The organism is Pseudomonas sp. UBA5706 (genome assembly GCF_002419965.1).
Lineage (GTDB): Bacteria > Pseudomonadota > Gammaproteobacteria > Pseudomonadales > Pseudomonadaceae > Aquipseudomonas.
On sequence record NZ_DIHC01000026.1, the window covers coordinates 1 to 23,531 of the forward strand.

Genomic DNA, 23,531 nt, shown 5'->3' on the forward strand with positions numbered 1-23,531 from the left:
GGTCATCGTCAAGATTGAATTGCAGAACCCCATGTGCGAAAGCATATGGGGTTTTGTTTTTGCGCGTAGAAAAGTCCTGAGCTCTCTCAGGTGCTTCGGCATCGCCCCCTCTGTTAGTCTTCATTGATGGACTCGGGAGTTCGAACGGGGTACAGGAGCGACAGTGCGGTGAAAAAAGGTCATCTTTTTACTTTTGAGTCGCCCGACCAGCCGGAGATTATTGCGCTGATCGAAGAATTGGATGCTTACCAAACGCCGCTCTACCCGACTGAAAGTTATTACGGGGTAGATATCTGTGCTCTTTCGGAAGCGAATGTACTTTTCGCTGTTGGGCGCTCCAGTGAGGGGTCCGCTGTTGCATGCGGCGCCTTGGTAGTGCACCCAACGCATGGCGAGCTGAAGCGAATGTTCACCAAACCAGCGTTTCGAGGGAACGGCCTTGCGGGTGGGCTGCTTGCGATATTGGAAAAAGAAGCGCGACAAAGACGCTGCCTTCATCTGATGCTTGAAACCGGTTACCTGCAACGCGAAGCTATTTCATTCTACGAGTGCAACGGCTATCGGCGCAGAGGGTCGTTTGGAGAGTACGAGGATGATCCAAATAGTTTTTTTCTAGAGAAGATGCTCGACTGACAGTCCCTGGTATTCAATAAACAAAAAAAAGCCCCGCATCGCTGCAGGGCTTTTGCTTTTCTCACCGTTTAGTCCTGCTTACTCAGAAGACGCTTGCGCCAGCGCAACTGGCCTCGTCACGGCGACGAATGTACTTCCAGTCAGCCTCATCAATGTAGATACCCGCCGGCCCGCTGCCGCCTTCAAGGTCGATTGCGACGTGCGCCGATACCTGTGGCTTGACGCTCGCCAGAATCGGAACGAAGCCCAGCTGCAGGCTCGTTTCCAAAAGTGCGGCCTGGTTGCGTTCGTCGATGTCCGCTGCTTCATCCAGGTAATAAGGCAGACGCACTCGGCCGGCCTGGTCGCGGTCCATCAAGTGCAGCAACAGGTACATGTTGGTCAGCGCCTTGATGGTCATGGTCGTACCGTTGGACGCGGCGCCATCGATATCAGTGTGGATAACCGGCTGGCTGTTGACCTTAGTGATCTCGAACGCCAACTCAAACAGGTCCTTGAGGCCCAGTTGGTTGTGATTCGCGGCCACCAGACGCGCCAGATACTCCTTGGCCTCCTCGTTCTTGTTGTCCTGCTCTGCGCTCTGGCTCAGGTCGAACACTGACAGCGTCTCGCCTTCTTCGTACTGACCCGCGCTGTGGATGATCTGATCGATATGTTTGAGCGCTTCCTTGTTCGGTGCCAGCACGATGCGGAAGCTTTCCAGGTTGGAGACCTGGCGACGGTTGATCTCACGGTTGAACAAGGCCAACTGGTGCTCCAGGCTGTCGTAGTCGCTGCGGATGTTGCGCAACGTACGCGCGATGTCGGTCACGGCCGCACGGCGAGCCTTGCCTAGCGTCAGCGCCTCATCCGTGCGGTGCGCGTAAGCATTGATCAGTAGTTGCAGCCGGCGCTCCATGTCGTCTTCGCTGTCGAACTTGGCCACACCCTTCAGACGCACTTGCGCATACAGCGCTTCGATCTGGCCGTCGCAACGAAGCAGACCTTGCCAGCTGTCCTGGTAGTCATTGAGCAGCGGCAGCAGATTGTCCAGTGAGTCGTCTACCGGCTCCATGAACGGCGTGCCGAAGGGCAGGTCTGCAGGTAGCAACTGACGGCGACGCAGCGCGTCATCCAGCGTGCGTTGCTTGGACTCCAGATCACCGATCTGGCGGCCAACCAACTGCAGCTTCGCCGACAGTTGCTGAACGCGCTCGGTGAACGCATCGCTGGAGCGCTTGAGTTCGTCCTGCGCCGCTTCCATCTGCGCCAGTTGTTCAAGCTTTTCGCCTTCTTCGGCGCTCAGCGTCTGGGTTCTACGGAAATCTTCCAGGGCCTTCTGGGCGTCCAGCACGTGCTGGTACAGCGCTTCGGTCTGGGTCTTGCTCGCCGCGCGATCCGCGGCGACGGCCTGCTGGGTTTTAAGCTGCTTGAGTTCTTTTTCCAAACGCTCTTTCTGATCACGCAGCGCCGCACGGTCGGCCAAGGCCTGCAACGCAGGTGGCTCGATATGCGACAGATTGATCGACAGCCCCGGCACCTCGAAACGTTCGCCCTTGAAGCCGTCAAGGATGGCTTCCAGGGATTTGACCCATGCGTCGCCGTCGTCCAGTGCAATGCCTTGCTCGCCCAATGGCAGGCTGAACAGTGCACTGTTGAGCAACCGCATCAGACGCTCGACATCCGGCTGCGAAAACTCCTCGCGCAGGCGGGCGTAGCTGTTGTTGTCGGCGTGATCAAGCTGCTGCTTGACCGACTTCAGGCGTTTTTCCAGATCACGCAGACGCTCATCCAGATCCTCGGCGCTGAACTGACGGGACTGAGCCAAAGCACCAGCAAGCTCGTCGTGAGCGTCCTTGGCCGCCAGCAGTTGCTGCTCAAGCATTCGTACGTCGTCAACCAGCGCAAAGCGGTTCTTCAACACGGCCAGTTCGCCAATCCAGCGCTGGACGTTGCTGATCTCACGCTCCAGACGCATCAGTTCCTGAGTGCCGCCGCGTTGATCGTTCTGCAGCGCATCCTGTTCGCCACGGTAGTGCTCGGCCTGAATGACCAGTTCTTCCTTGCGTGCGTTGGAATAGTCCTGCCAGGTGCCCAGCAACGAATCGAGCAGTGGTGACAGACGATGCAGCTTGCCGCGCAGGATGTCGCGCTGTTTGACGCCGTTGGCCAGGGCTTCGACCAGTGGGCCGGCAAGGACCAGTGCGTTGTAGTCCTGCTCCATGCGGCGCACGTCACGGAAGGCTTCTTCGCACGCGGCAATGTAATCGACGCTACCCGAACGCAGGCTGTGTTCGAAAGCGTCGAGGAAAAGCTGCTTGAGCTTGGCTGCAGTGATTTCGCGCATGTGCAGCAGATTGATGAACAGTGCGCGGAAGGTCTTCAGGCTCTGCTCGCTGGTTGAGCGCAGCGGAATCAGGGTCAGGTCCAGCGGAATCGAGGTGTGGCCGCCGACCAGCAGGCGGCGCAATTCGTCCGGCTTGAGTTCGTAGGCTTTCAGGCCCTGGCTTTCCAGATTGGTGAACAGCTCTTTCTGGCGCAGGCAGGTGTCGTTCTTCTGATAGTGCGCCAGATCCAGCTTGCCCGCGTAAGCAAAGAATTGATGTCCGAAGCCGCCACCGGGGCCGCGGCCGACCACGCCGATGACGTGCGGACCGTGGGGCAATGCCACTTCGACGAGGATGTAGCTGGTGTCGGAGGCGAAGTAGAAGCGGCGCGACTGATCGAGGCTGTATTTGCCGAAACTCATGTCCGACATGCGCGCCAGAATCGGGAATTGCAGCGCATTGATCGACGCGCTCTTGCCCAGGTTGTTTGCGCCGTAGACCGACAGCGGGTATTCCAGCGGAAACAGCCCGAGGCTGTAACCGGCGGTGTTCAGCAGGGCGAAGCGGCGAATGCCGTAGCGTTCCTGGCTCATGCGTCAAGCTCCTGTTCGTCGGCGATTGCGCGGGCCAGGGCCTGCTCTTCGGTTTCTTCTGTTTCGTCAAACTCGGCGAGGTCGAGCGGGTCGTCGGTCTGCAGCAGCTTTTCATCGCTGTCGTCATCAATCAGCACCGGAGTCGGCAACGGCAGGTCACTGTGCAAACTGGCAGCCAGGTCGCGATCCTGCTGAACCGAGAGGCAGACATCGAGGAAGCGGTGCATCGGTGGCAGGAAACGGTAGATCCCCACCTCTTCGGAGGCGAACCCGAGCTGGGTCATGCGGCGCATGATCTTTTCTTCAAGCTCCTCCTGGGTCTGTACCTCGGCTTGCAGGAACAGGTCGCGGTACTTCTCCAGCAACGAAGGCAGCTCGTCGCGCCCCAGGCTGCCGCCATCGAGCACGGCGACCGGGTCGCGGCCCTGATCGGCCAGGTGCTCGACAAGAATGAACGTAAACAGAGCCAGGCGCTGCGCCGTCTTGTTGACCTGCGCGGCGGCCATGTCCGGTACGAAGTAATAGAAGCCGCGGGTGTCGCAGATCAGCTCGAAACCCAGCGCCTTGAACAGGGTGCGGTACTGATCCTGAAAGTTGGACAGTTGGGCGTACAGCTCGGGATCACGACGGCTGACGTGGTACCCCTTGAACAACTCGCGAAAGATCGGCGCGAGCTGGGACAGTTCGGATAGATCAAGATGCATGGGCGTTGCCCTCGGAATTCTCAGGGGTGGCGTCTTTGCTCGAGAGCAGGGCGAAGGAGCGAAGGCTGACGCGATGCTCCTGGGTCAGGTATTCGCGACGTTCAAGACGCTCGCGCTTGAAACGTTTTTCCCGCGACAGGCGCGAGAACCAGTACAGCAGTTCGTCGGTTGCGCCGGTCGGCTCCTGCTCCAGCAGCCAGACCATCAAATCCGGCATCGGCAGGGCTTCTTCACAACGCTCGACCATCTCCCTGACGGTACGCGGCGCCCGAGGTGGCTCGCCCTTGCGCGTGACATTGGCTTTGGGGAAGCGCGCAGGTTTGGGCTCGAAGCGTGCCAAGGCGTAGACGTAAGCCTCAACCTGGTTGGCACTGCCGAGAAACGTGCTCTGTGGACGGGTAAACATCGGCATCGCGGCCTGCGGCACGGCGTCCAGGCCTCGGCGACGAATGGCCGACAGCGCCAGCGCGGCGCCACGGGTCACGGCATTGTGACGGCGGGCTTCTTCGCGCAGCGGCAGCAGCAGTTCGCGGGCATGACGCAGGGTCAGTTGTGCGCTGGTCTGCATCTCCAGGATGCGCGCGTGGGTGCGTAGCAACATGTCGTCGTCGACCAGATGGCCGAGACGTTGCTGGTCGCTGAGCATGCGCAGCAGCACGTTCTCGACCTTTCGCACACCTTGCTCGAAGGCGCCGTCGGCATTCACCAATTGGATCATCGGCTCGACGTATTCGTCCCAGGTCGCCAGCACCTCGGCGTAACGCTGACGCAGCGGAATCTGCCGGTCGCTGGTTTTGGCGCGTTCGGCCACTGAGACCAGCGCCTGCTCATCGTTGGCGAGTTTTTTCAACACATCGCGCACACGCATGTCGAGCAGGCGCAATTGACGGGCGAGGTCGTTGGCATCGCGTGCTTCGAAGGCTTCCTGGATATAGCCGGCCAGCCGTTCCAGATGGCGCAGGTAGGCTTCGATTTCAAGGCACAGCCCCAGGCGGTGCTCGCGTCGCAGGTACGACAGGAAATCGTGGATCTGCGCGTTGAGCTCGAAACGGTTCGGGCTTTTCGCCACGGGAACCAGAATGTCGAGCCGAATCCATACATCCAGCAGGTGGGTGATGTCCTGAGGCGTACTTTCCAGTTGCTGGGCGGCCAGTTGCAGGCGCAGTTCACTCAGGCTCAGGGTGCCTTGGTCGAAGTGCTCGCACAGTGGCTCAAGAAGCGCCCAGTGTTCGGCAAGGGCGCGCAGGACGCGCTTAGGTTCGATCATTGGATGGCCGCTGGTTGGCAAATAAAAGCGGCGATTGTACTGCATCGAAGCGTCTGGTTTTCACCCCCAGTCGATCAACTGCGGCGTGAAACGTCGAAGGGCTGTAGAATCCCCGTCCTGACTTTATCCACAGGTGGCTGTCCCTTGCTCAATGAGCCTCGCCGCCGCGCTTATCTGACCGCCATGCAGGTGGTCAGCTGGCTGCCGCGTACCGAACTGCCCTTTGCTGCGCCTTCACGTCCGCTGCTGCTCGCGCCTGTGCCGGTGTTTGAGGAAGAGGTCGTGCAGACTTCGCCGTCGGCCACGCCTGCGCAAACGCGCAACGAGGCTACGGTTGCCAAGCCGGCGCCCGTTACCCGGACAGTCGAGCGGCCAAAGATTGAAATGCCGCGTCCTTCTTCCGCAGCCAAACCGGCCGCCAAGCCTGTGGAAGACGGCGCCGCTCCGGAAGTGGTGAAGGCGCCCGTCGTCCCGCCGCCCCGTTTCGCCTTGCAATTGCTGCGTGCCGGCAGCTGCCTGCTATTGGTTGAATTGGCCACAGGCGAGCCTTTCCAGAGTCGAGATCCTTCCTATCTGTTGCTCAAGGACATGTTGCGCGCGGCAGGTCTTCCCGACAGCCCGCAGATCATCGGCGAGCCGGTGCGCTGGCCGTTGCTGGTGCGCGGGCAGATGGACCAGGGGCCGGAAGCAGCGCGGGATTTCGTTCAGGGGTTTCTCTACGCCCGTACCGAGGAGACGCCCTGCACCTGCTTGTGGCTGATCGGACTGCCCGCGTTGCGTTTTGCCGGTGAAGTTGACGACGAATCCTACAATCTTGAAGTCCAGGTGGAAGGCCTGGGTTCGGCCTGGGCGCTGCCGGGTCTGGAAGTACTGATGGACGAGCCTCAGCGCAAGGCCGATGTCTGGCACGCCATGCGTCAATTGATGGGACGTTGGAAGAGCGTAAATGAGTAGTGATGCCGTAACGTTTCGCCGCATGACCGAAGCTGATCTGGATGCGGTGCTGAAGATCGAATATGCAGCCTTCAGCCATCCCTGGACCCGCGGTATTTTTATCGACGGCCTCAAGTCTTACGAAATCTGGCTGATGTTCGAAGGCAATCAACAGGTCGGCCACGGCGTGGTCAACGTGATCATCGACGAAGCACACTTGCTCAACATCACGGTCAAGCCGGAAAGCCAGGGGCGTGGGCTGGGGCTTTTGCTGCTGGACCAGTTAATGAAGCGCGCTTATGAGTTGAACGGGCGCGAATGCTTTCTCGAGTTGCGGGCCAGCAACCAGTCGGCCTATCGTCTGTACGAGCGCTATGGCTTCAATGAAGTTGGCCGGCGTCGTGACTATTACCCGGCGGTGGGTGGGCGCGAGGATGCGCTGGTGATGGCATGCACGTTGACTGACTGATCAAGGATGCTCTTGGTCTGACAGTTGAAGTCTTGTGCGGGAGTAGGCTTGCTCACAAAGACTGACTTTCAGACCAAAGCGGTCTGCGCCAAATTCGTGAGCAGCCATACTCCCAAAAGGCCATACAAGCCCTTCAGGCTGAAGTCAGACCCCAGGCTTGCCGTCCAGCGGATCGAGAATGGCCATTTCCTCTTCATCCAGCCCTCCGCCGCCGCCGATGTCGTCCTCATCAACCACGCTTAGATCGAAATCAGCCGGGCCGTCTTCGCCTTGTTCACGGGGCGAACGCGCGCCGTCTTCGTGAATCAGGGTTTCCGGGCTCAGGTCATCGTCGGTCGGGTTGTGGTCTTCGGTTGAGGCACCGGTCATCCCGGCTTCGCGCACACGTTCGTCGGGAATGCGGGTTTCCAGCTCGTCTGCGGGGATGGTGTCACCGATTCGCCCGCTGGGTTCGTTATTGTCATTGAAATTGAGTTCTTCCATCGAACCCATACGGTCTTCGTTGTCGTCGATCGGTTCGGGTTGAGTGGCGCCGAAAGGGCGGCGTGAATCGTTCATGGCAAATCCTCATTGTGAGCGGTCTTAAATGGGTGGACCGGAGGCGGCGACGAAGATTCACTCAGGTTCTCGTGCGGTCGCGGCAAAATGGCGTGACCCGAAGCATTCTGTGCAAGTCATAGCTGGGCATCATTTCCGAGGCATCAACGCATGAACGAATTACAAGATCTAATCGATAACAACGAACGCTGGGCTGCAGCCATCAAAGAAGAAGATCCCGAATTCTTCGCCAAACTGGCTCGCCAGCAAACGCCGGAATACCTCTGGATCGGTTGTTCGGACGCTCGTGTCCCGGCCAATGAAATCGTCGGCATGCTGCCGGGCGACCTGTTCGTTCACCGTAACGTGGCGAACGTCGTGCTGCACACCGACCTCAACTGCCTTTCGGTGATTCAGTACGCAGTCGATGTGCTCAAGGTCAAACACATCCTGGTCACCGGCCACTATGGCTGCGGTGGCGTGCGAGCATCGATGCAGGATCGCCAGTTTGGCCTGATCGACGGCTGGCTACGCACCATTCGTGACCTGTACTACGAGAACCGCGAGCTGCTCAGCAAGCTGCCGACCGAGGAAGAGCAGGTCGACCGGCTGTGCGAACTCAACGTGATTCAGCAGGTGGCCAACGTCGGTCACACCAGCATCGTGCAGAACGCCTGGCATCGCGGGCAGAAGCTGTCGATTCACGGCTGCATCTACGGCATCAAGGACGGTCGCTGGAAAAGCCTGAACACCACGATCAGCGGCTTCGAGCAATTGCCGCCGCAATATCGATTGCGTCCGCTGGGAGAGTGATGGTTCGAGCGCAGATGTGATCGAGGCGCGAACCCGGTCCAATTCGGCGGCGAGTTTGTTCGTGTCAGGCAGTATTGCGTCGCCTGACACGACAGATCCACCCCGGCAGGGTGGGGTGTGTTACAGCTCTGTCTGTTTCAGCTCGGGCAAGGGTTTCTGCAGCTGCTTGATCTGCCGCGACACGGTGCCCGTCCGGCATTTTGCGGCCGCTTGATCAGCCGTCAAGTTGCGCACCGAGGTGTAAAACAGTTTGCAGGTCTCGACTTTGTTGCTGACTTGCCATTGGGTAGTGCACTGGTTAAGCAAGCTCGCCGCATCCGTGCTCGGCTTCTGACCCATGCCCGCCTGCCAGCAGGCCGCACTCAGATCCTGTCCCATGACCTTCAAACCTGCATCGTCAGCCTTGGTTTCGTCGCCGCCGTAATTGCTCTTGTCCGCTGCGTACCAGATGTAACTCGGGTGATTGGAACCGAGAACCGAGACGGTTTGCCCGGCGACAGGGCTGATGGTTGCAAGGCCTAGCACCGGCACGGTGACCTTGTACTGCTCTTTGAGCCAATTGCGTACCGGGGCACCGAACGCCACCATGGGCAATGAGGCACCCGCTCCGCTCTGGCTGAACTGCCGGACCATGGTGGTCTGGTAATCGTTGAAGTAATCGTAGACGCCTTCCAGGTCCTTGCCTGCGGTAGACGGGGCGGCGATAGGCGCAATATCGATGATGGCTTGGTAGGCAGGTGTCTGATCGGCCGGGATCCCGTTGTCGGTCAGCAGTTCGGCCCAGCGGTCGGTGGTGGCCGAGCGCAGGTAGTCTTGAGCCTGGGTCAGCGAGTAATCCGGCGGAAAGTGCAGAAGCTCGACACTCTTGCGGTTCTCAAGGGCCATGCCCAGCGGCAGGAACAGGTACCAGTTGTAGGCGAACTTCCCGTCGCTGTTGAGCTTTGTCGCGCCCGTGTACGCCAGGTCGCCCGCATCCAGCAGCGCGGTCAGCGGCTTATCGTAGCCAGCCGGCACGCCGCTGATCTTTGCGTGAAGCTGATCGTTATCATTGACCACACTCACCGTGGCACTGGCGTATCCGTCACGCTGAACACTCTGTGTCAGGTAATGCTCTACGGTCTGCTCCAGCGTCCAATTGCGGAAGCAGATGACATTGCAATTGTTGGGGTAAGCGAAGAGGCGGGTGACGCGGTCTTTGCTGCCCAGGGCAACGTCGACATCGGCATGAGCCACGCAACTCAAGCTGATAGTCAGGGCGGTGAGGGCCAGGCCCGGTACGGAGGTTTTTTTCATGCTCATGTCCTTGTTGGCGTAGGAACCCGTCTGAGCGGGCATGTTTCAATCATGAAACACATGAGCGTGGCAGGAAATGCTTCTTATGGCTGGTAGCGATTTATTTTGCGCGCACGCCAACTTTCCTGTGCAGTCATCCTGGCGATGTCAAAGCACAAACCTCTGCACCATTGAATTCAAGTCCGTGGCGAGCATCGCCAGCGCGTTGCTCGCCACGGTCGTCTGCCGGGCACCGGACGCCGATTGCGTGGACAGATCGCGAATGCTGCTCAGGTTGCGCTCCACCTCGCTGGCCACCTGAGCCTGTTGCTCGGCGGCACTGGCGATCAACGTATTACGGTCGCTGATGGTAGAGGTCGAGCTAATAATCACGGTCAATGCCTGGCTGGTCGCCGCCGCCTGTTCCAAGGTCTGACTGGCCTTTGCCGCCGTCAAGCGCAGGCTTTGGGCGGTGTCCTGGGTGCTGTTCTGCACATCGCTGATCAGGCTTTCAATCTCGGTGGTCGAAGCGCTGGTGCGCTGTGCTAGCGAGCGAACCTCATCGGCGACCACTGCGAAGCCGCGCCCTGCCTCGCCAGCGCGCGCGGCTTCGATGGCAGCGTTCAAGGCGAGCAAGTTGGTCTGGTTGGCGATGGTGCGAATCACTTCCAGGATCTTGCTGATGCTTAACGTACGTTCGGCCAGACCATCGGCCTGATGCGAAGAATCAAGAACGTTGTCGGTCAACTCCCTGATCGAGTCGATAGTTCCCACAAGGCGCATACGCCCTTCGGCGGCAGCTTCGTTCGACGCCTTGGATTCGATAGACGTGTTGCTGGCGTTGTCAGCCACTTCCACCGCCGCTTGACTCATCTGATTAACGGCGACAGCGGCTTGTTCGATTTCGTCGTTCTGCAGGTGCAGATTCTTCGCACTGGCTTCGGCAATTGCGCCCATTTCCTGTACCGACTGGCTCAGTTGACTGGCGGCGGCATACATCTGGTCAAGGGTGCCGTGCAGATTGCTGCGCATCTGGCCAAGCATCTTTAATAGCTGGGCGGTCTCGTCATTGCCTTCGGGAATCGGTTGGGGACTTAAATCGCCCTCAGCGATGGTGCTGGCAATCTGCAGTGCCTGGTGCAGCGGGCGAATGATGCTCGCGCTCAAGCGCCACGCCAGAAGCAGCGTCAGGAGCAGAGCGACGACAATGGCACTGATGGCGATGGTGCGCGTCTGCTGAAACTGGCTACCCGCGCCATCCACCGCTGCTGCGGCGCTTTGCTTGTTCAGCTCGCGCAGCAGTTGCACCTGCATGTCCATCAAATCGCCCTGCAGGCTCAGCGTGGTGTTGAGCGACCTCCGTGCGTCGTCCAGCCGGCGTTGTTCGATCAGGTCGATTTCGTCATGCAGCCCCGGCATGAAGGCGGTATAGGCGTCTTGCAGGGCTTTGATCGCGTCGCGCTCGGTACTGTCGGTGGCATGGGCGAGGTAATCGCTGAAGCCATTTTCCACCTCGTTCTTCAACTGCTCCACGTTGATCCTGCTGGTGACCACCGCGCCTGGATCGTCCGCGTTGGCGATCAGTCGGGCGCTTTCGCCGCGCAGCTTGACCAAGTCGATGGCAATGGCGTCAGCCGTGGCGATGCTCGGCAACGCGCCGCTTTGCACCGCCTCGCCCTGATCGCGGATGCTCTGCATCTGCAACAGGCAAAACAGCCCTAGCGCGCCCAGCAACAACGCCGTTATGCCGAAACACAGCACCATACGCGGAGCGATTCGAAAGCGTCGCAAGAACGCCGGACCGTCCGAAGGACGCAACACCCTACGTAATAACCTTTTCACTACGGCGATCTCTTGACGAATACGGCGGAGACCTTGTTATAGAGAGGTTTGATGATGTCTTTATGACATCGGCTGGCAATGTTGCAGATGCGTTGTGGTTTGACGGTTGTCTGATTGGCTGCGATTTGCGCGCGAGTCATCAGGCTTCATTCAGCTTCTACGGTTGCACTCGGATTGGTCTCTTTCATGGCTGGCAGCTTGTTGGGTTGCTTTCTGTACAGACAGTGGCGCAGGAGCATTATCCGGGCATGCCGTTGCTGAGTTCGATGCAGATGATCTTCGACATTGCCAAGCAGGAGAGCCAGTGAGCGCGAACTCTAACCGGCACCGACTGGATTGACCCGCAAGATGCGCCAGAAGTGTCGGATGCGTTTTTCGAGCAGGCTGACGACACGCAGGCAAACTGTTAGTGAGGCGTGGTCGCTTCAGGCGTCGGGACCGGGCTGGAAGAGCCGAAGGGACGGCGCATTGGTCGATTGGCTCAAGACCCGTACGCCATCCGAAATTTCGGTGTAGCGCGACGATACGCCATTGACGTTAAAGTCGACCCTCAGCCAGCAATCTCGTCCATGAACTCCCGCAAGAACCGCTCGGTCCGTTCATGCCTTGCTTGCGCCATTTGCCTGCCGGTATGCGTCTGAAACCCCTCGGCCAAGCTGAAAATCTTGGTCTTGAAGTGATCGACGGCATAGCGTTTGTCGTCCAGCGCGCGGTGTTGTGCGTGTGGGTCGTTCGGGTGATAGAGGTGGCTGCCCATGCGTCCTGAAACGTAGAACAAACGGGCGACGCCGACCATGCCAATAGCGTCAAGGCGGTCGGCGTCCTGGAGTATCTTTGCTTCGAGCGTGGTGGGTGTGATGCTCGCCGAATAACTGTGGGACTCCACGGCGTGGGCGACCGCCTGGATGCGTTCTTCATCCCAGCCCATTTCTGCCAATAACTCCGTGGCTTTCGCGGCGGCCAGGCGAGACGCGCTGGCGCGGAACGGCGAATTCTTTTCTACCGCCACACAGTCGTGCAACAGGGTCGCCGCCAGCAGGATCTGGTGATCGCCGCCTTCCTTGTTGCGGATTGCGCAGACGTTTTTCCAGACCCGATGCAGGTGAGAAATGTCGTGAGAGCCATCAGCCCGTTCTGCGACGGTGTGAGGGATCAGCATGTCCGCCAGATTCTGGAACGGCGCAAAGCAAAGTGTGGTCATCCAATCATCTCTGGGTACAGGCTGGCGGTTGTTGCAGCATACAAGATTGAATCGGACGCGCGCCCGGTTTCATGAGCCTGGACGATGCGGCAATGCCACGCGTGAGAATTTTCATTTGACGAGTGTTGAGGACCGCCAGCATGATCCGGGCATGAACGGTTTCCAGCTCGACCTCACCACTACCACCACGACCGCCCATGGCGAGTCGTGAGGTGAGCGATTGAGCAATCGGTAGCAGCACACCCAAGGCCCCGCCAGCGATGGACGGGGCCTTTCTTTGCTCCTCCAGACTGGCTTCCAGCAAGGAGCAATACCATGGACTTAGCACCAGCCAGACTTAGCGCGCTGTTGATTATCGATATGCAGGTCGGCCTGCTTCACGGCCCGGAGCAGGTATTCGAGAGGGCGAGGATCGTTGAGAATATCAACGCCCTGATCGATAAAGCCCGGGCAGACTCGATGCCCGTCATCGCCATGCGGCATACAGGCCCCCAAGGCTCACCGCTCGCGGTGGGCAGCCCGCTGTGGCAGCTGGCGCCAGAGGTGAAAGTTGATTTTGTCAGCGACGTGATTCTCGACAAGGCCCGGCCAAACTGCTTTTTCGGGACGCCGTTGCAATCACGGCTGGAGGAGTTGGGCGTCGATGAGCTAATCGTTACCGGGATGAAAACTCAATACTGCGTGGACGCTACCTGTCGGGCCGCGTGGGACCTTGGCTTTAGCGCCGTACTGGTGGCAGATGCTCATACCTGTATGGACACGGCGTCCCTTTCGGCGCGGTCCATCATCGAGCACCACAATGCAACCCTGGGTGGCCCGTTCGTGAAGCTGATGAACACAGCCGACCTTTGCCTCTAAGGCTCTGCACCAGGCGCGCTGACGATGGCCAGAGCGCCGTCGGCCAGCCTGGCTGCGATCACGCTCGAACGGGGTGTTGCCCTGGCGACGCGTCATCGTCTCCCGGCGTCCCTCGATCGAGAATCAGAAATACCACCGCTGCCGCCACCAGTGTGATGGTGGTCAGGATCAGCAGCAACGTGCTGAACGCGTCGCTGTAGCCTGTCACCAGCAGTGCTCGCCCGACGTCGGGCAGCAGCGAAGCTGCACCGCTCAAGTCGCCGGTGACCAGGTGTTGCGCGGCATTACTGGTGAGGGCGGTCGGCTGAGGCACGGCATCGGATAAGTGCTGCGAGGTCAGGGCGGACAGAATCGCCGTGACGACGGCGACCGCGACCCCCTCACCGGCCACCCGCATGGTACTGAAAATCCCGGTGGCCATTCCGGCGCGCTCCTTGGGCACAACGCTGACCGCCAGCCCGTCCATCAATCCCCATGGCAAGCTGATGCCCACCCCGATGAGCAGCATCGGCCAGGCAAACGCCATTGTCGGGCTTGCGGCAGGTACGTGGCTCAACCAGAGCAACCCGGCTGCCGACACCAGCAATCCGATGCCGCAGAGCATCGACGGCGACAGCCAGCGAACCAGCCTCCCGGCAACGATGGGCAACACCAGCAGCGGCGCAGAAAGGGCGATCATCAAGCGACCGGCGTCGATCTCGCTCATGCCGTCGATGCCGATGAAGCGAATCGGCAACAGCACCAGCAAGACTACGAATGCATAGGCGGGGGCAGCGGCCAGTAGTTGCACGCCGACAAAGCGAGGGTAGCGGAACAGTGTCAGGTCGAGCATCGGCCGGGCCACGCGGCGTTCGATAAACACGAATGCCATAAACGACAGCAACGCGCAGATCAGCAGCGCGACGACCCAGGGATCGCTCCAGCCGCTTTGCTGGGCTTGCAGCATCGCGTCGGTGAATACTGTCAGTGCCCAGGTAAAACTCAGCGCCCCGGGCCAGTCGATCCCGGCCGCTTGCCGATTGCGTGATTCATGCATGAAGCGCAAGCCGGCGACGGTAGAAACGCTCGCCAGCGCCGTGATCATCAGAAAGATCGTCGGCCAGCCAAAAGCCTTGATCATCAGGCCCGAAGCGATTGGGCCAAACGCCAGTCCGATGCCAAAACCGCTGCCGACGAAGCTGAATGCGCGCATGCGCTCATGGCCTTCGAACTCTTGCGCCAGCGCCGACATCCCGCCCGAAAGTGCCGCCGCCGCCGCAATGCCCTGAGCGGCCCGCAACAGATCGAACCACAGCAATGACGGCGCTACGGTCAGGCCCGCCGACAGCGCAGCGAAGGCACTGACGCCTGCCAGAAACAGCCGCTTGCGACCGTAACTGTCGGCCAGTGCACCGCCCAGCATCAGGCAACTGCCAAAAGTCAGCATGAACGCGTTGGTGACCCAGTTCAGAGCCAGAGGATCTGCGCCGAAGGTTCGTCCAATCGCGGGCAAGGCCACGGCAGCAGCGGTGAAGTTCAAGGGCATGGTGATGGCCGCAATGCAAACCGCCAGTAGGATCCAGGTTTTCTGTGCTGCATCGGCCACGGGGGGCAGGGGCATGGGGAGTTACCTCGAGTCGTCTGTTAGCGGGTTTAAGGTTCGCATGGCTGGCGAGGATGATAAGACAGCCATAATCATGCTAAAAACGGCAAATATTCCGTATATAGCGGAATAAAACGATCGACTCAGAGACATTTCGGGGATTGTAATCATGGATCGACTGAGCGGCCTGATGCCCTTCGTACGCACTGCCGAGTTGGGCAGCTTCGCGGCTGCAGGCCGTGCCCTCGGGCTGTCGGCTTCGGCAGTGGGCAAAGGCGTGGCGCGGCTGGAAACGCAGGTGGGCGTGCGGCTCTTTCAGCGTTCGACCCGCAGCATTCGGCTCACCGACGAGGGCCGGCTGTTTCAGGAGCGTTGCCGTCGAATTCTCGATGACCTGGATGACGCCCAGGCGACCCTGGCTCGTAGTACCGAATGTCCGCGTGGACGCTTGAAAGTCACGGCACCGACGGTGATGTATCACGCGCTGCTGCCCTTCGTGCCGGCATTTATCGAGCGTTATCCCGAAATCGAGCTGGATGTCGATTTCAGCGATCGCATGGTCGACCTGATCGAGGAGGGTGTTGATATTGCCATTCGGGGCGGGGACTTGCCGGACTCGCGGTTGATGTCGCGCCCGTTGCCCTCGGCCAGAATCGTGCTGTGCGCTTCGCCAGCGTACTTGCAACAGCACGGTACGCCAGAATGCCTGCGCGACCTGGGTAACCATCTGGCCATCCGCTTTCGCTTTTCCGGCACCGGCAAGATGCGCGACTGGCACATGGTCCAGCAACCCGACCACCCTGAGCTGCGAATCAAGAACCTGTTCGTGTGCAACAGCATGGATGCGGTCAAAGCCATGACCTTGCAAGGGCTTGGCATTGGTGGCGTACCTGATTTTCTGCTGGGTGACGCGCTGGCCGAAGGGCGCTTGGTGGAGGTGCTGCCGGACTGTGTCGATCCGCCGAGCAAGTTGAGCCTGGTGTGGCCGTCCAGCCGGCACCTTTCGCCGAAGGTTCGGGTGTTTGTCGACTTCATGAGTGAGCGGCTGTTTACTCGTCCTGAATGAGCTCGACGCTAAGGCTAAAGGCCGCAACGAAGTCCGCCGCAGGCCCGCGTGCGCTCGATGCCGGAGCGTTTATTTGCCCTTCATCGCTGCGGCCATCTTGTCCACGTTGTAGCGAAACATCTTCACGTAGGTCGCCGCTGGACCGTTGGCAGGCGACAGCGATTCCACATACAACTCGCCACCCGGATGTGCGCCGCTCGCCTCGGCGATTTGCTGTACCAGGCGCGGGTCGCTGGAGTTCTCGAAGAAATAGGCGCTGACGTGTTCCTGCTTGATCTGGGTGATCAGCTTGCCAACATCGGCAGCTGACGCTTCTGTCTCGGTGGAAAAGCCCAGCGGCGACAGGAAGGTTACGCCATACGCATCGCCGAAATAGCCGAAGGCATCGTGGGATGTCAGCACCTTGCGTTGTGCGACCGCAATGGCGTTGATCTGCTCGCGAGCGTAGGCGTCCATGTCCTGTAGTTGGGCGATGTATTTCTCACCATTGGCCTTGTAGTCGGCAGCGTTGGTCGGATCGGCTTTCTGCAACGCCTTGATGATGTTTGTGACATACACAATGCCGTTTACCGCGCTGTTCCAGGCATGTGGGTCGGTAATCTTCTGGCCGTCCTCTTCCATGCTGCGGGTCATGATGCCGTTGGACAACACCACCGGCTCGCCCTTGTAACCCGATGCGCTGATCAGCCGGTCGAGCCAGCCCTCAAGGTGCAGACCGCTGACGAACACCACATCCGCTTTTTTCAGGGCCTGCGCGTCGTTGGGCGTCGGCTCGTACACATGGGGATCGCCATTGGGGCCGATCAGCGAAGTGACATGCACGTGATCGCCGCCGACGTTATGCACCATGTCGGCGATGACGGTAAACGATCCCACGGTTTCCAGGGTTTTTGCCTGGGCGAGGTTGGCCAGGCCCGACAACGCCAGTGCGGCGGTCAGAAGCGTCAGACGTTTCATGGTGTTTTCCTTGAGGTGAGAGAACGATCAGCCGGACAGGTGTGCCATCGGATACAAACGGCGCAGGAAACCGCTGCGTCCGAAGCAGAGTGAAAACAGGTAGAACGCGCTCGCGGTCAGGACGATGGCCGGGCCCGAAGCGACGCTGGCGTGGTAGGAAACGATCAGCCCAATGAAACCCGACAGCGTTGCCACTGCTGTAGAAGTCACGATCATCCCGGTCAGAGAACTCGACCAGAATCGTGCGACGGTGGCGGGCAACATCATCATGCCCACCGCCATCAGTGTGCCCAGCGCCTGAAACCCGGCCACCAGGTTCAGCACTACCAGCAGCAGAAACAGCACGTGATACAGCGAGCCGCGCCCGCCAACCGCGCGCAGGAATCCAGGGTCGAAGCATTCCAGAATCAGCGGGCGATAGATCAGCGCCAGCAGCACCACGGTGAAGGACGCGATAGCGCCCACCATGAAAATCGCCTGATCGTCGATGGCCAGGATCGTGCCGAACAGCACGTGCAGCAGATCGACGTTGGAGCCGTGCAGCGAGACGATCAGCACGCCTGCCGCCAGTGACGTCAGGTAAAAACTGGCGAAGCTGGCGTCCTCCCGCAACGTAGTAAACCGGCTCACCAGCCCCGACAAAAGCGCCACGGCCAGGCCAGCAATCAAGCCGCCGAAGCCCATCGCCGGCAGTGACAAACCGGCAAACAGGAATCCCACCGCCGCGCCCGGCAAAACGGCATGGCTCATGGCGTCACCCACCAGACTCATGCGGCGCAACATCAACAGCACGCCGACGGGGCCTGAGCCGATGCCCAACGCGAGGCAGGCCACCAGTGCGCGGCGCATGAAGCCGAAGTCAACGAAGGGCTGGATCAATAAGGTGTATAGCGTCACAGCGTGGACTCCTCATCGCACGGTTGCGCATCCGGGCTCCAGTGCTCGGCCATGTTCTTGGCGCGGCGCAGGTTGTCAGCGTGAAGGATGTCGGCGGTGTTGCCCCAGGCAATGGTTTCCCGGGCCAGCAACAAGGTGCTGGGGAAATGCTGGCGCACCTGTTCGATGTCATGCAAAACGGCGATCACGGTGCGGCCCTGACCGTGCCAGTTGCTGATCAGCTTAAGGAGGTCGCGGGTGGTGCGGGCATCGATGGCGGTGAAAGGCTCGTCCAGCAGAATCACCGACGCGTCCTGCAGCAACAGGCGGGCGAACAGCACCCGTTGAAACTGCCCGGAGGACAGCGAGTTGATGCTGCGTTGCTCGAAGCCTTCCAGCCCGACCGCCAGCAAGGCTTCTTGCGCCTTTTCGGCATGCTTGCGCGTAACTCCGCGAAACGCTCCGATGCTGCGCCAGGCGCCCATTATCACCGTGTCGGCCACGCTCAGCGGAAAGCTGCGGTCGATCTCTGCCGCCTGGGGCAGATAGCCAATGTGTCGCGTCGCAAGACTGCCGCGATCTACACGTCCGGCCGCAGGCTTCAAGGTGCCAGCGATGGCTTTGATCAGCGTCGACTTGCCCGCGCCATTGGGCCCGACGATGGCCGTCAGACTGCCCGCGGCAAAGCGCCCGCTGACGTGATGCACGGCGGGACGCCGTTCATAGGTCATTGTCAGGTCATGCAGATCGATCGCCGCGCTCATGGAATCGCCACCGCCCACGCGATGCCAACCCACAACAGCGCGAGCAAAACCAATGAAACCAGTATCCGCTTGCCTGCAGACTGGGCGAGCGCGGAGCTTGCGATATTCCGGGGAAGTGAGGGAGCGGGTTTCACGGAGTTAATGCCTGAAATGTTTTGTTATAGTATTACATCACCTTTTTTGGGCATGAGGAAAGGGCTATTTTTTGCCGGCTCAGGATTGCGACAGTTTGCCTACGCTGATCACAGCGGCGTTTTCCTGCAATGACAAACCCTGTAGTTTCCCTGACCACGTCTGTTCTTGTTCAGGGTTTTTCGACATGTCCGCCACACATCGCCGTTCGGTGCCTCTCGCCAAATGCTACCGCCTGCTCAACCATGGTCCTACCGTTCTGGTCAGCGCTTCCCACAACAGTCAGCGCAACATCATGGCGGCAGCGTGGGCAATGCCGATGGATTTCCAACCGCCGAAGGTCACGGTGGTGCTCGACAAATCCGTCTGGACGCGTCAATTGCTGGAAGCCTCCGGGACTTTCGTGATCAATGTGCCGACCGTCAGCCAGATCGATATCGTCGAAACGGTCGGCTCAACCTCGGGGCTGGAGATTTCCAAGGAAAAGGATGTGGACAAGTTCACGGCCTATGGCCTGCAAACCTTCGACGGTGAAGTGGTCAAGGCGCCTTTGCTAGAGGGCTGCGCGGCGTGGCTGGAATGCCGCCTGCTGCCCGAGCCGCACAATCAGAATCACTATGACCTGTTCATCGGCGAGGTGGTGGCAGCCTGGGCCGACGAGCGCGTGTTCTCCGACGGCCACTGGCACTTCCAGGGCTTTGATGAGCTGCGCACGCTGCACCATGTCGCGGGCGGGCATTTTCTGGTAATTGGCGATGGGGTCGATGGCAAGGTGTTGGAGCGGGCTGGGGGTTGATTACTCATTGGATCACTGCCTGCCCCCTATAGGCGCTGGTCGAAGAGTTACCCACAGTTGCAGCAGATGCTCTGCATGGCATGCCGGATCGCTACAAAATCAAATGACGAAGCGCGGCGTATCGGCTGGTATACGAGTCGAGGATCAGCGCGTGGTGGTCACGGTTATTGCGGTTGGAAGGCGCGAGCGGGGGGGACGCCTGCGAGGTTGCAAAAAAAAGCTGAGAGCCATTGTGGATAACTCTCAGTTTACGACTGGCCAGGGGCCTTACTGCTGAACTGCTACATACCCGTCAAACGCACTCTGCTGCTGAATCGCCGCAACGATATGCTTGCGCGTGGCAGGCTGTTCATTGCCGTCTTTATCGACGAACACTTCGCTTTGCAGCTGCGCCTCATCCCCTTCACCTACGAACGCGAAGCCAAGAAACTCGAAGGCTTCGCGGTCGAGGCTGGCTTTGGAGCGCGGGGTGCGCAGCGGCAGGGTGACGCTGGCGCCGTCCTTGCTGATGATGAAGATTTCCGCTTCCTTTTTGGCCCGCACCGCCTTGCTCTTACCGCCGCCCGGGTTGCTGACGGCCTGATGCGTCTGGTTCAACACCTTCAATGCCAGGCTGTAGACCAGCTCCTGGAAACTCGGATCGTCCTTGTAGCTGGACAGAATACGGCTGATCGGGAATTTCGTGCTCAGGTCTTCCAGCGCAGCCAGATCAGCGGCTTCGGCGTCTTTTAACTGCTTGAGCTGCCCCATCAACTCGTACGCCTGGTCATCGTCGAAGCGGTCATGGGCCTGGCGAATGGCAATGCGCAGTTCACGAATCTGATCGCTTTCCTTGGCGCTCTGGAAGGCATCGAGGACCATTTCGCTGATGGTCTTCGCCTGCGGCACATGCTGTGAAAGATTGATCGCGTCTTCATAAGCCTGCTTGGCAGACAAGGCAGGCACGGCTGTGTCGGTATGGGAATCAGACATTGAACATCCATTACTTCGTTAACGGGTTGAAACGCGAAAGGCTCGCCGCGTTTCGAGGGGAGGGTAATCTATTGGACCGCGCAGCGATTGTCACGGGGGCAAGCGCAAACCCGGATAATCGGGCTACAAGCGGGTGGCACATCGCCGCGAGGGTGGCCAGACGATGTTTGACCTGGAGTCATTCGCCCGCAGTGATTGAGCAATCTTCAGCCAGGCGTGCGGAGGAGGTGACTTCAGCCGGCGTGCTGGCGCTGCCCTGGAGTTTTAAGCGATATCGGGCAGGGGGCATGCCGAACCACTGATGGCAGGCGCGGTAAAAGCTGCTCAACTCGCGAAAACCGACCCGGTAGGCCGCTTCCTGCAACGTGCACTGTGTATTGCCCAGATAAAATTCCGCCTGGCTTCGGCGGATGTCGTTGACCAGCTCCTTGTAAGGATGGCCTGCCTGCTGCAACAGCCGTTGCAGGGTGCGTTTGCTCACGCACATCTTTTTGGCCAGGTCTTCGATGGGCGGAATGCCTTCGCTCAATGACTCCAGAATCATCTTGCGCACCTCGCCGGGCACCGAGAAATAGCGGCGGGTGGAGAGGTGCATTTCGGCGACCAGTTCGTGCAGCGGCGCCAGTTGTTTATTGGCAGAGGCCAGCGGCCTGGCCAGATCGGCGTTGTCCAGCAGGATCGAATAGCAGTGCTCGCCGAACTGCGCGGAACAGTGGAATGTGTGCTCATACACCGAGATGTCGGGTGGGGCCGCGTGCATGAGGCCGATGCCGCGCAATTGCAGTGACGGGCCCACCAGCATCCGGCACAGACCGAACATCATGGCCACGCTGGCGTCGCCGTACTGGCGCGGCACTTTATTGCCATCGAGAAAGTGGCAGCCCAGTCGGTGCTGATCCCCTTCGGCATGCAGAGAGATGGCGATGGAGGTGTCCAGCAGCGCCACAAAGTGCACCAAGCGCTCTAGGGCGGTCTGCAACGTGTCGCTGGACATCATCACATAGCCCACTACATCGAAGATGCCGGGCCCGGTCTGCGTGGTGGATCGCAGGCCAATGTCAGGGTCGTGAGACAGGTCAGCGGCCAGCTTATAGAGGCGATAAAGCTTCACCCGTGGGATCCACGCCTCATCGACGTCAAGCTCATGCACCTGAAGGCCGACAGCCTGGCAAAATCGGTCGATGTCCAGCCCGGTGGATCTCAACGCATCGATCATGAAGTGTGCAAGGGAAGGTATCACCGTAGGCATGTAGATTCCTTGAAAGTCGCTGTGCAGCCGCGCGGCCTGACGAATGATTATCGAGGCGTGCAGGTCCTCGCGTCAAAGTGCTGCTCGCACTTGCGCGATTCGCTGGCACCGGACGCCAAGGCTATGGCGCGTGACGAGATTGTCCGGCCGCAGTGGGTCAGTCAGATTGGATGCCGCCGATTTCAGGCATCTCGACTGTCTGTTGTTCCGGCTCCGTTTCTGTTCATGGAGTTAAGTCATGGCTTTGCATCAAACCGTAGAAACCCGTGATCCCGCCATCGAAGACGTCTACTCAAGTGGTGCCTCCGAGCGCCGCCTGCCCAAATACCGCTTGCCTGATCATTCCACAGCATCGTCCGCCGCCTACAATCTGGTGCGTGATGAGTTGTTGCTCGATGGCAACTCGCGGCAGAACCTGGCGACCTTCTGCACCACGTGGGTGGAGCCTGAGGTTCAACAGTTGATGGCCGATGCCCTCGACAAGAACATGATCGACAAGGACGAATACCCGCAGACGGCCGAAATCGAAAACCGCTGCGTGCACATCATTGCCGATCTATGGCATGCGCCGAAGTCCTGGCAAACCGTCGGCTGTTCCACCACCGGCTCCAGTGAGGCGGCCATGCTGGGCGGCCTGGCCTTGAAATGGAGCTGGAAGAAGCGCCGTGAAGCCGCCGGCCTGCCGACCGATAAGCCGAACTTCGTCTGCGGCCCGGTGCAGATTTGCTGGAAGAAATTCGCCCGTTACTTTGATGTGGAAATTCGTGAAGTGCCCCTGCGTGACGGCGCGCTGGGCTTGCGCCCCGAAGACCTGCGCGAATTCTGCGATGAAAACACCATCGGCGTGGTCGCCACCCTCGGCGTGACCTTCACCGGCATCTATGAGCCCGTCGCTGCGTTGGCGCGTGAGCTGGACAGCCTGCAGCGCGAATTGGGGCTGGACATCCCGATTCATGTCGACGCTGCGAGCGGCGGCTTCATCGCACCCTTCATTCAGCAGGACCTCAGTTGGGACTTCAGCATCGAACGGGTCAAATCCATCAATGCTTCCGGCCACAAATACGGCCTGGCGCCGCTGGGCGTGGGCTGGATCATCTGGCGCGCGAAGGACGACCTTCCTGAAGAACTGATCTTTTACGTGGATTATCTGGGCGGCAACATGGCGACCTTCGCCCTGAACTTCAGCCGCCCTGGCGGCGAGATCATCGCCCAGTACTACAACTTTCTGCGCCTGGGCCGTGAAGGCTATACCCGTATCCAACAAGCCTGTTCGGACACCGCGCAATGGCTGGCGACAGAAATCGCCAAGATCGGCCCACTGGAATTGGTCTATGACGGCCATGGCGGCCTGCCGGCGGTCTGCTACAAACTTAAAGACGGCGTCGAGCATGGCTTCACGCTCTATGACCTGTCCGAGCGCGTGCGCATGCGCGGTTGGCAAATCGCCTCTTACCCGCTTCCTTCTGATCGACAGGATGTCGTGGTGCAACGGGTTCTGGTGCGCCACGGCGTCAGCCGCGACCTGATCGGCCTGTTGCTCGATGACCTGCGCAAAGCCGTCGCGTTCCTGCAGAAAAACCCGGTACCTCACTCGGAGGCGGGTCCCACCTTCAACCACGGCGCCGTGGCGTCCGCTGACGCTGACGCTGAAAGTCTCTAACCCTGCCGATGATGGCAGTGCCGGGCGCCTTTTGGTGGCGTTCGGCTGC

General features: G+C 59.8%; 24 protein-coding genes and 1 pseudogene. 10 read left to right on the plus strand and 15 right to left on the minus strand.

The features are described 5' to 3' along the window. Positions 1 to 168: 168 nt before the first annotated feature. Complete coding sequence (locus B3I26_RS11415; RefSeq protein WP_296257792.1) at positions 169 to 633, plus strand: GNAT family N-acetyltransferase; 465 nt, start codon at positions 169 to 171, stop codon at positions 631 to 633. An 82-nt stretch (positions 634 to 715) separates the two neighbouring features. On the opposite strand, the gene mksF is transcribed toward B3I26_RS11415, so the two are convergent. From mksF to mksB, 3 genes are read right to left on the minus strand one after another with little or no spacing between them, the layout of a single operon-like run. Further along, positions 716 to 3,532 carry an Mks condensin complex protein MksF gene (gene mksF / locus B3I26_RS11420; RefSeq protein WP_296257793.1) on the minus strand — a complete coding sequence of 939 codons (2,817 nt, stop codon included), beginning with the start codon at positions 3,530 to 3,532 and terminating at the stop codon, positions 716 to 718. After that, a complete protein-coding gene (mksE, locus tag B3I26_RS11425; protein ID WP_296257794.1) occupies positions 3,529 to 4,236 on the minus strand; it encodes an Mks condensin complex protein MksE in 708 nt (235 codons plus the stop codon). Before mksE ends, mksF begins: the two co-directional genes overlap by 4 nt. Then, positions 4,226 to 5,503 (minus strand): Mks condensin complex protein MksB, encoded by a 1,278-nt coding sequence (gene mksB / locus B3I26_RS11430; RefSeq protein ID WP_296257912.1) that lies wholly within the window; start codon positions 5,501 to 5,503, stop codon positions 4,226 to 4,228. The genes mksE and mksB overlap by 11 nt, the downstream gene beginning before the upstream one ends. Before the next feature lie 183 nt (positions 5,504 to 5,686). Here mksB and B3I26_RS11435 point away from each other — a divergent pair, with 183 nt between their 5' ends. Both B3I26_RS11435 and rimI read left to right on the plus strand, forming a co-directional pair. Beyond that, positions 5,687 to 6,457, plus strand: a complete 771-nt coding sequence (locus B3I26_RS11435) for an energy transducer TonB (RefSeq protein WP_409522052.1) — start codon at positions 5,687 to 5,689, stop codon at positions 6,455 to 6,457. Next, positions 6,450 to 6,905, plus strand: a complete 456-nt coding sequence (rimI, locus tag B3I26_RS11440; protein WP_296257796.1) for a ribosomal protein S18-alanine N-acetyltransferase — start codon at positions 6,450 to 6,452, stop codon at positions 6,903 to 6,905. Before B3I26_RS11435 ends, rimI begins: the two co-directional genes overlap by 8 nt. Positions 6,906 to 7,049: 144 nt before the next feature. Here rimI and B3I26_RS11445 read toward each other — a convergent pair whose 3' ends face one another. Beyond that, positions 7,050 to 7,463 carry a serine kinase/phosphatase gene (locus B3I26_RS11445; protein ID WP_296257797.1) on the minus strand — a complete coding sequence of 138 codons (414 nt, stop codon included), beginning with the start codon at positions 7,461 to 7,463 and terminating at the stop codon, positions 7,050 to 7,052. Positions 7,464 to 7,613: 150 nt separating this feature from the next. Here B3I26_RS11445 and can point away from each other — a divergent pair, with 150 nt between their 5' ends. Next, positions 7,614 to 8,255, plus strand: a complete 642-nt coding sequence (gene can / locus B3I26_RS11450) for a carbonate dehydratase (RefSeq protein WP_110949859.1) — start codon at positions 7,614 to 7,616, stop codon at positions 8,253 to 8,255. Positions 8,256 to 8,375: 120 nt separating this feature from the next. Here can and B3I26_RS11455 read toward each other — a convergent pair whose 3' ends face one another. The 3 genes and pseudogenes from B3I26_RS11455 to B3I26_RS28875 form a co-directional block, all read right to left on the minus strand. Next, complete coding sequence (locus tag B3I26_RS11455; protein WP_409522053.1) at positions 8,376 to 9,548, minus strand: hypothetical protein; 1,173 nt, start codon at positions 9,546 to 9,548, stop codon at positions 8,376 to 8,378. Positions 9,549 to 9,695: 147 nt separating this feature from the next. After that, positions 9,696 to 10,571: a methyl-accepting chemotaxis protein gene (locus tag B3I26_RS28870; protein ID WP_409522054.1), complete on the minus strand. Its 876-nt coding sequence runs from the start codon at positions 10,569 to 10,571 to the stop codon at positions 9,696 to 9,698. Next, a pseudogene (locus tag B3I26_RS28875) lies at positions 10,554 to 11,369 on the minus strand (MCP four helix bundle domain-containing protein); the annotation flags it as partial. The gene B3I26_RS28870 and the pseudogene B3I26_RS28875, both read right to left, overlap by 18 nt. Positions 11,370 to 11,431: 62 nt before the next feature. Here B3I26_RS28875 and B3I26_RS11465 point away from each other — a divergent pair. After that, positions 11,432 to 11,677 carry a hypothetical protein gene (locus tag B3I26_RS11465; protein ID WP_296257798.1) on the plus strand — a complete coding sequence of 82 codons (246 nt, stop codon included), beginning with the start codon at positions 11,432 to 11,434 and terminating at the stop codon, positions 11,675 to 11,677. A gap of 242 nt (positions 11,678 to 11,919) precedes the next feature. On the opposite strand, the gene B3I26_RS11470 is transcribed toward B3I26_RS11465, so the two are convergent. After that, positions 11,920 to 12,570 (minus strand): HD domain-containing protein, encoded by a 651-nt coding sequence (locus tag B3I26_RS11470; RefSeq protein WP_296257799.1) that lies wholly within the window; start codon positions 12,568 to 12,570, stop codon positions 11,920 to 11,922. Positions 12,571 to 12,574: 4 nt separating this feature from the next. Further along, positions 12,575 to 12,874: a hypothetical protein gene (locus tag B3I26_RS11475; RefSeq protein WP_296257800.1), complete on the minus strand. Its 300-nt coding sequence runs from the start codon at positions 12,872 to 12,874 to the stop codon at positions 12,575 to 12,577. A gap of 11 nt (positions 12,875 to 12,885) precedes the next feature. Here B3I26_RS11475 and B3I26_RS11480 point away from each other — a divergent pair, with 11 nt between their 5' ends. Next, positions 12,886 to 13,428: a cysteine hydrolase family protein gene (locus tag B3I26_RS11480; RefSeq protein ID WP_296257801.1), complete on the plus strand. Its 543-nt coding sequence runs from the start codon at positions 12,886 to 12,888 to the stop codon at positions 13,426 to 13,428. A gap of 58 nt (positions 13,429 to 13,486) precedes the next feature. On the opposite strand, the gene B3I26_RS11485 is transcribed toward B3I26_RS11480, so the two are convergent. Next, on the minus strand, positions 13,487 to 15,028 hold the full coding sequence (locus B3I26_RS11485) for an MFS transporter (RefSeq protein WP_296257802.1): 1,542 nt from the start codon (positions 15,026 to 15,028) through the stop codon (positions 13,487 to 13,489). A gap of 151 nt (positions 15,029 to 15,179) precedes the next feature. Between B3I26_RS11485 and B3I26_RS11490 the strand changes: the two genes are divergently transcribed. Next, positions 15,180 to 16,076: a LysR family transcriptional regulator gene (locus B3I26_RS11490; RefSeq protein WP_296257803.1), complete on the plus strand. Its 897-nt coding sequence runs from the start codon at positions 15,180 to 15,182 to the stop codon at positions 16,074 to 16,076. 69 nt (positions 16,077 to 16,145) lie between these two features. Here the strand turns inward: B3I26_RS11490 and B3I26_RS11495 are convergent, their stop codons facing one another. Genes B3I26_RS11495 through aztA form a run of 3 tightly spaced genes read right to left on the minus strand, consistent with a single transcriptional unit; the run spans position 16,146 to position 18,673 of the window. Further along, positions 16,146 to 17,033 (minus strand): metal ABC transporter substrate-binding protein, encoded by an 888-nt coding sequence (locus B3I26_RS11495; protein WP_296257804.1) that lies wholly within the window; start codon positions 17,031 to 17,033, stop codon positions 16,146 to 16,148. 27 nt (positions 17,034 to 17,060) lie between these two features. Then, positions 17,061 to 17,930 (minus strand): metal ABC transporter permease, encoded by an 870-nt coding sequence (locus B3I26_RS11500; RefSeq protein ID WP_296257805.1) that lies wholly within the window; start codon positions 17,928 to 17,930, stop codon positions 17,061 to 17,063. Then, positions 17,927 to 18,673: a zinc ABC transporter ATP-binding protein AztA gene (gene aztA, locus B3I26_RS11505; RefSeq protein ID WP_296257806.1), complete on the minus strand. Its 747-nt coding sequence runs from the start codon at positions 18,671 to 18,673 to the stop codon at positions 17,927 to 17,929. Before aztA ends, B3I26_RS11500 begins: the two co-directional genes overlap by 4 nt. Here aztA and B3I26_RS11510 point away from each other — a divergent pair. Both B3I26_RS11510 and B3I26_RS11515 read left to right on the plus strand, forming a co-directional pair. Next, the gene (locus tag B3I26_RS11510; RefSeq protein WP_296257807.1) at positions 18,650 to 18,940 is read left to right on the plus strand and encodes a hypothetical protein; all 291 of its coding nucleotides are present in this window, start codon (positions 18,650 to 18,652) and stop codon (positions 18,938 to 18,940) included. The genes aztA and B3I26_RS11510 overlap by 24 nt on opposite strands. A gap of 52 nt (positions 18,941 to 18,992) precedes the next feature. After that, positions 18,993 to 19,601 (plus strand): flavin reductase family protein, encoded by a 609-nt coding sequence (locus B3I26_RS11515; protein WP_296257808.1) that lies wholly within the window; start codon positions 18,993 to 18,995, stop codon positions 19,599 to 19,601. 267 nt (positions 19,602 to 19,868) lie between these two features. Here B3I26_RS11515 and B3I26_RS11525 read toward each other — a convergent pair whose 3' ends face one another. Beyond that, complete coding sequence (locus tag B3I26_RS11525; RefSeq protein ID WP_296257809.1) at positions 19,869 to 20,573, minus strand: hypothetical protein; 705 nt, start codon at positions 20,571 to 20,573, stop codon at positions 19,869 to 19,871. A 178-nt stretch (positions 20,574 to 20,751) separates the two neighbouring features. Continuing rightward, positions 20,752 to 21,822 (minus strand): AraC family transcriptional regulator, encoded by a 1,071-nt coding sequence (locus B3I26_RS11530; RefSeq protein WP_296257810.1) that lies wholly within the window; start codon positions 21,820 to 21,822, stop codon positions 20,752 to 20,754. 238 nt (positions 21,823 to 22,060) lie between these two features. Here B3I26_RS11530 and B3I26_RS11535 point away from each other — a divergent pair, with 238 nt between their 5' ends. Further along, positions 22,061 to 23,482 carry a glutamate decarboxylase gene (locus tag B3I26_RS11535; protein ID WP_296257811.1) on the plus strand — a complete coding sequence of 474 codons (1,422 nt, stop codon included), beginning with the start codon at positions 22,061 to 22,063 and terminating at the stop codon, positions 23,480 to 23,482. Positions 23,483 to 23,531: the final 49 nt, after the last annotated feature.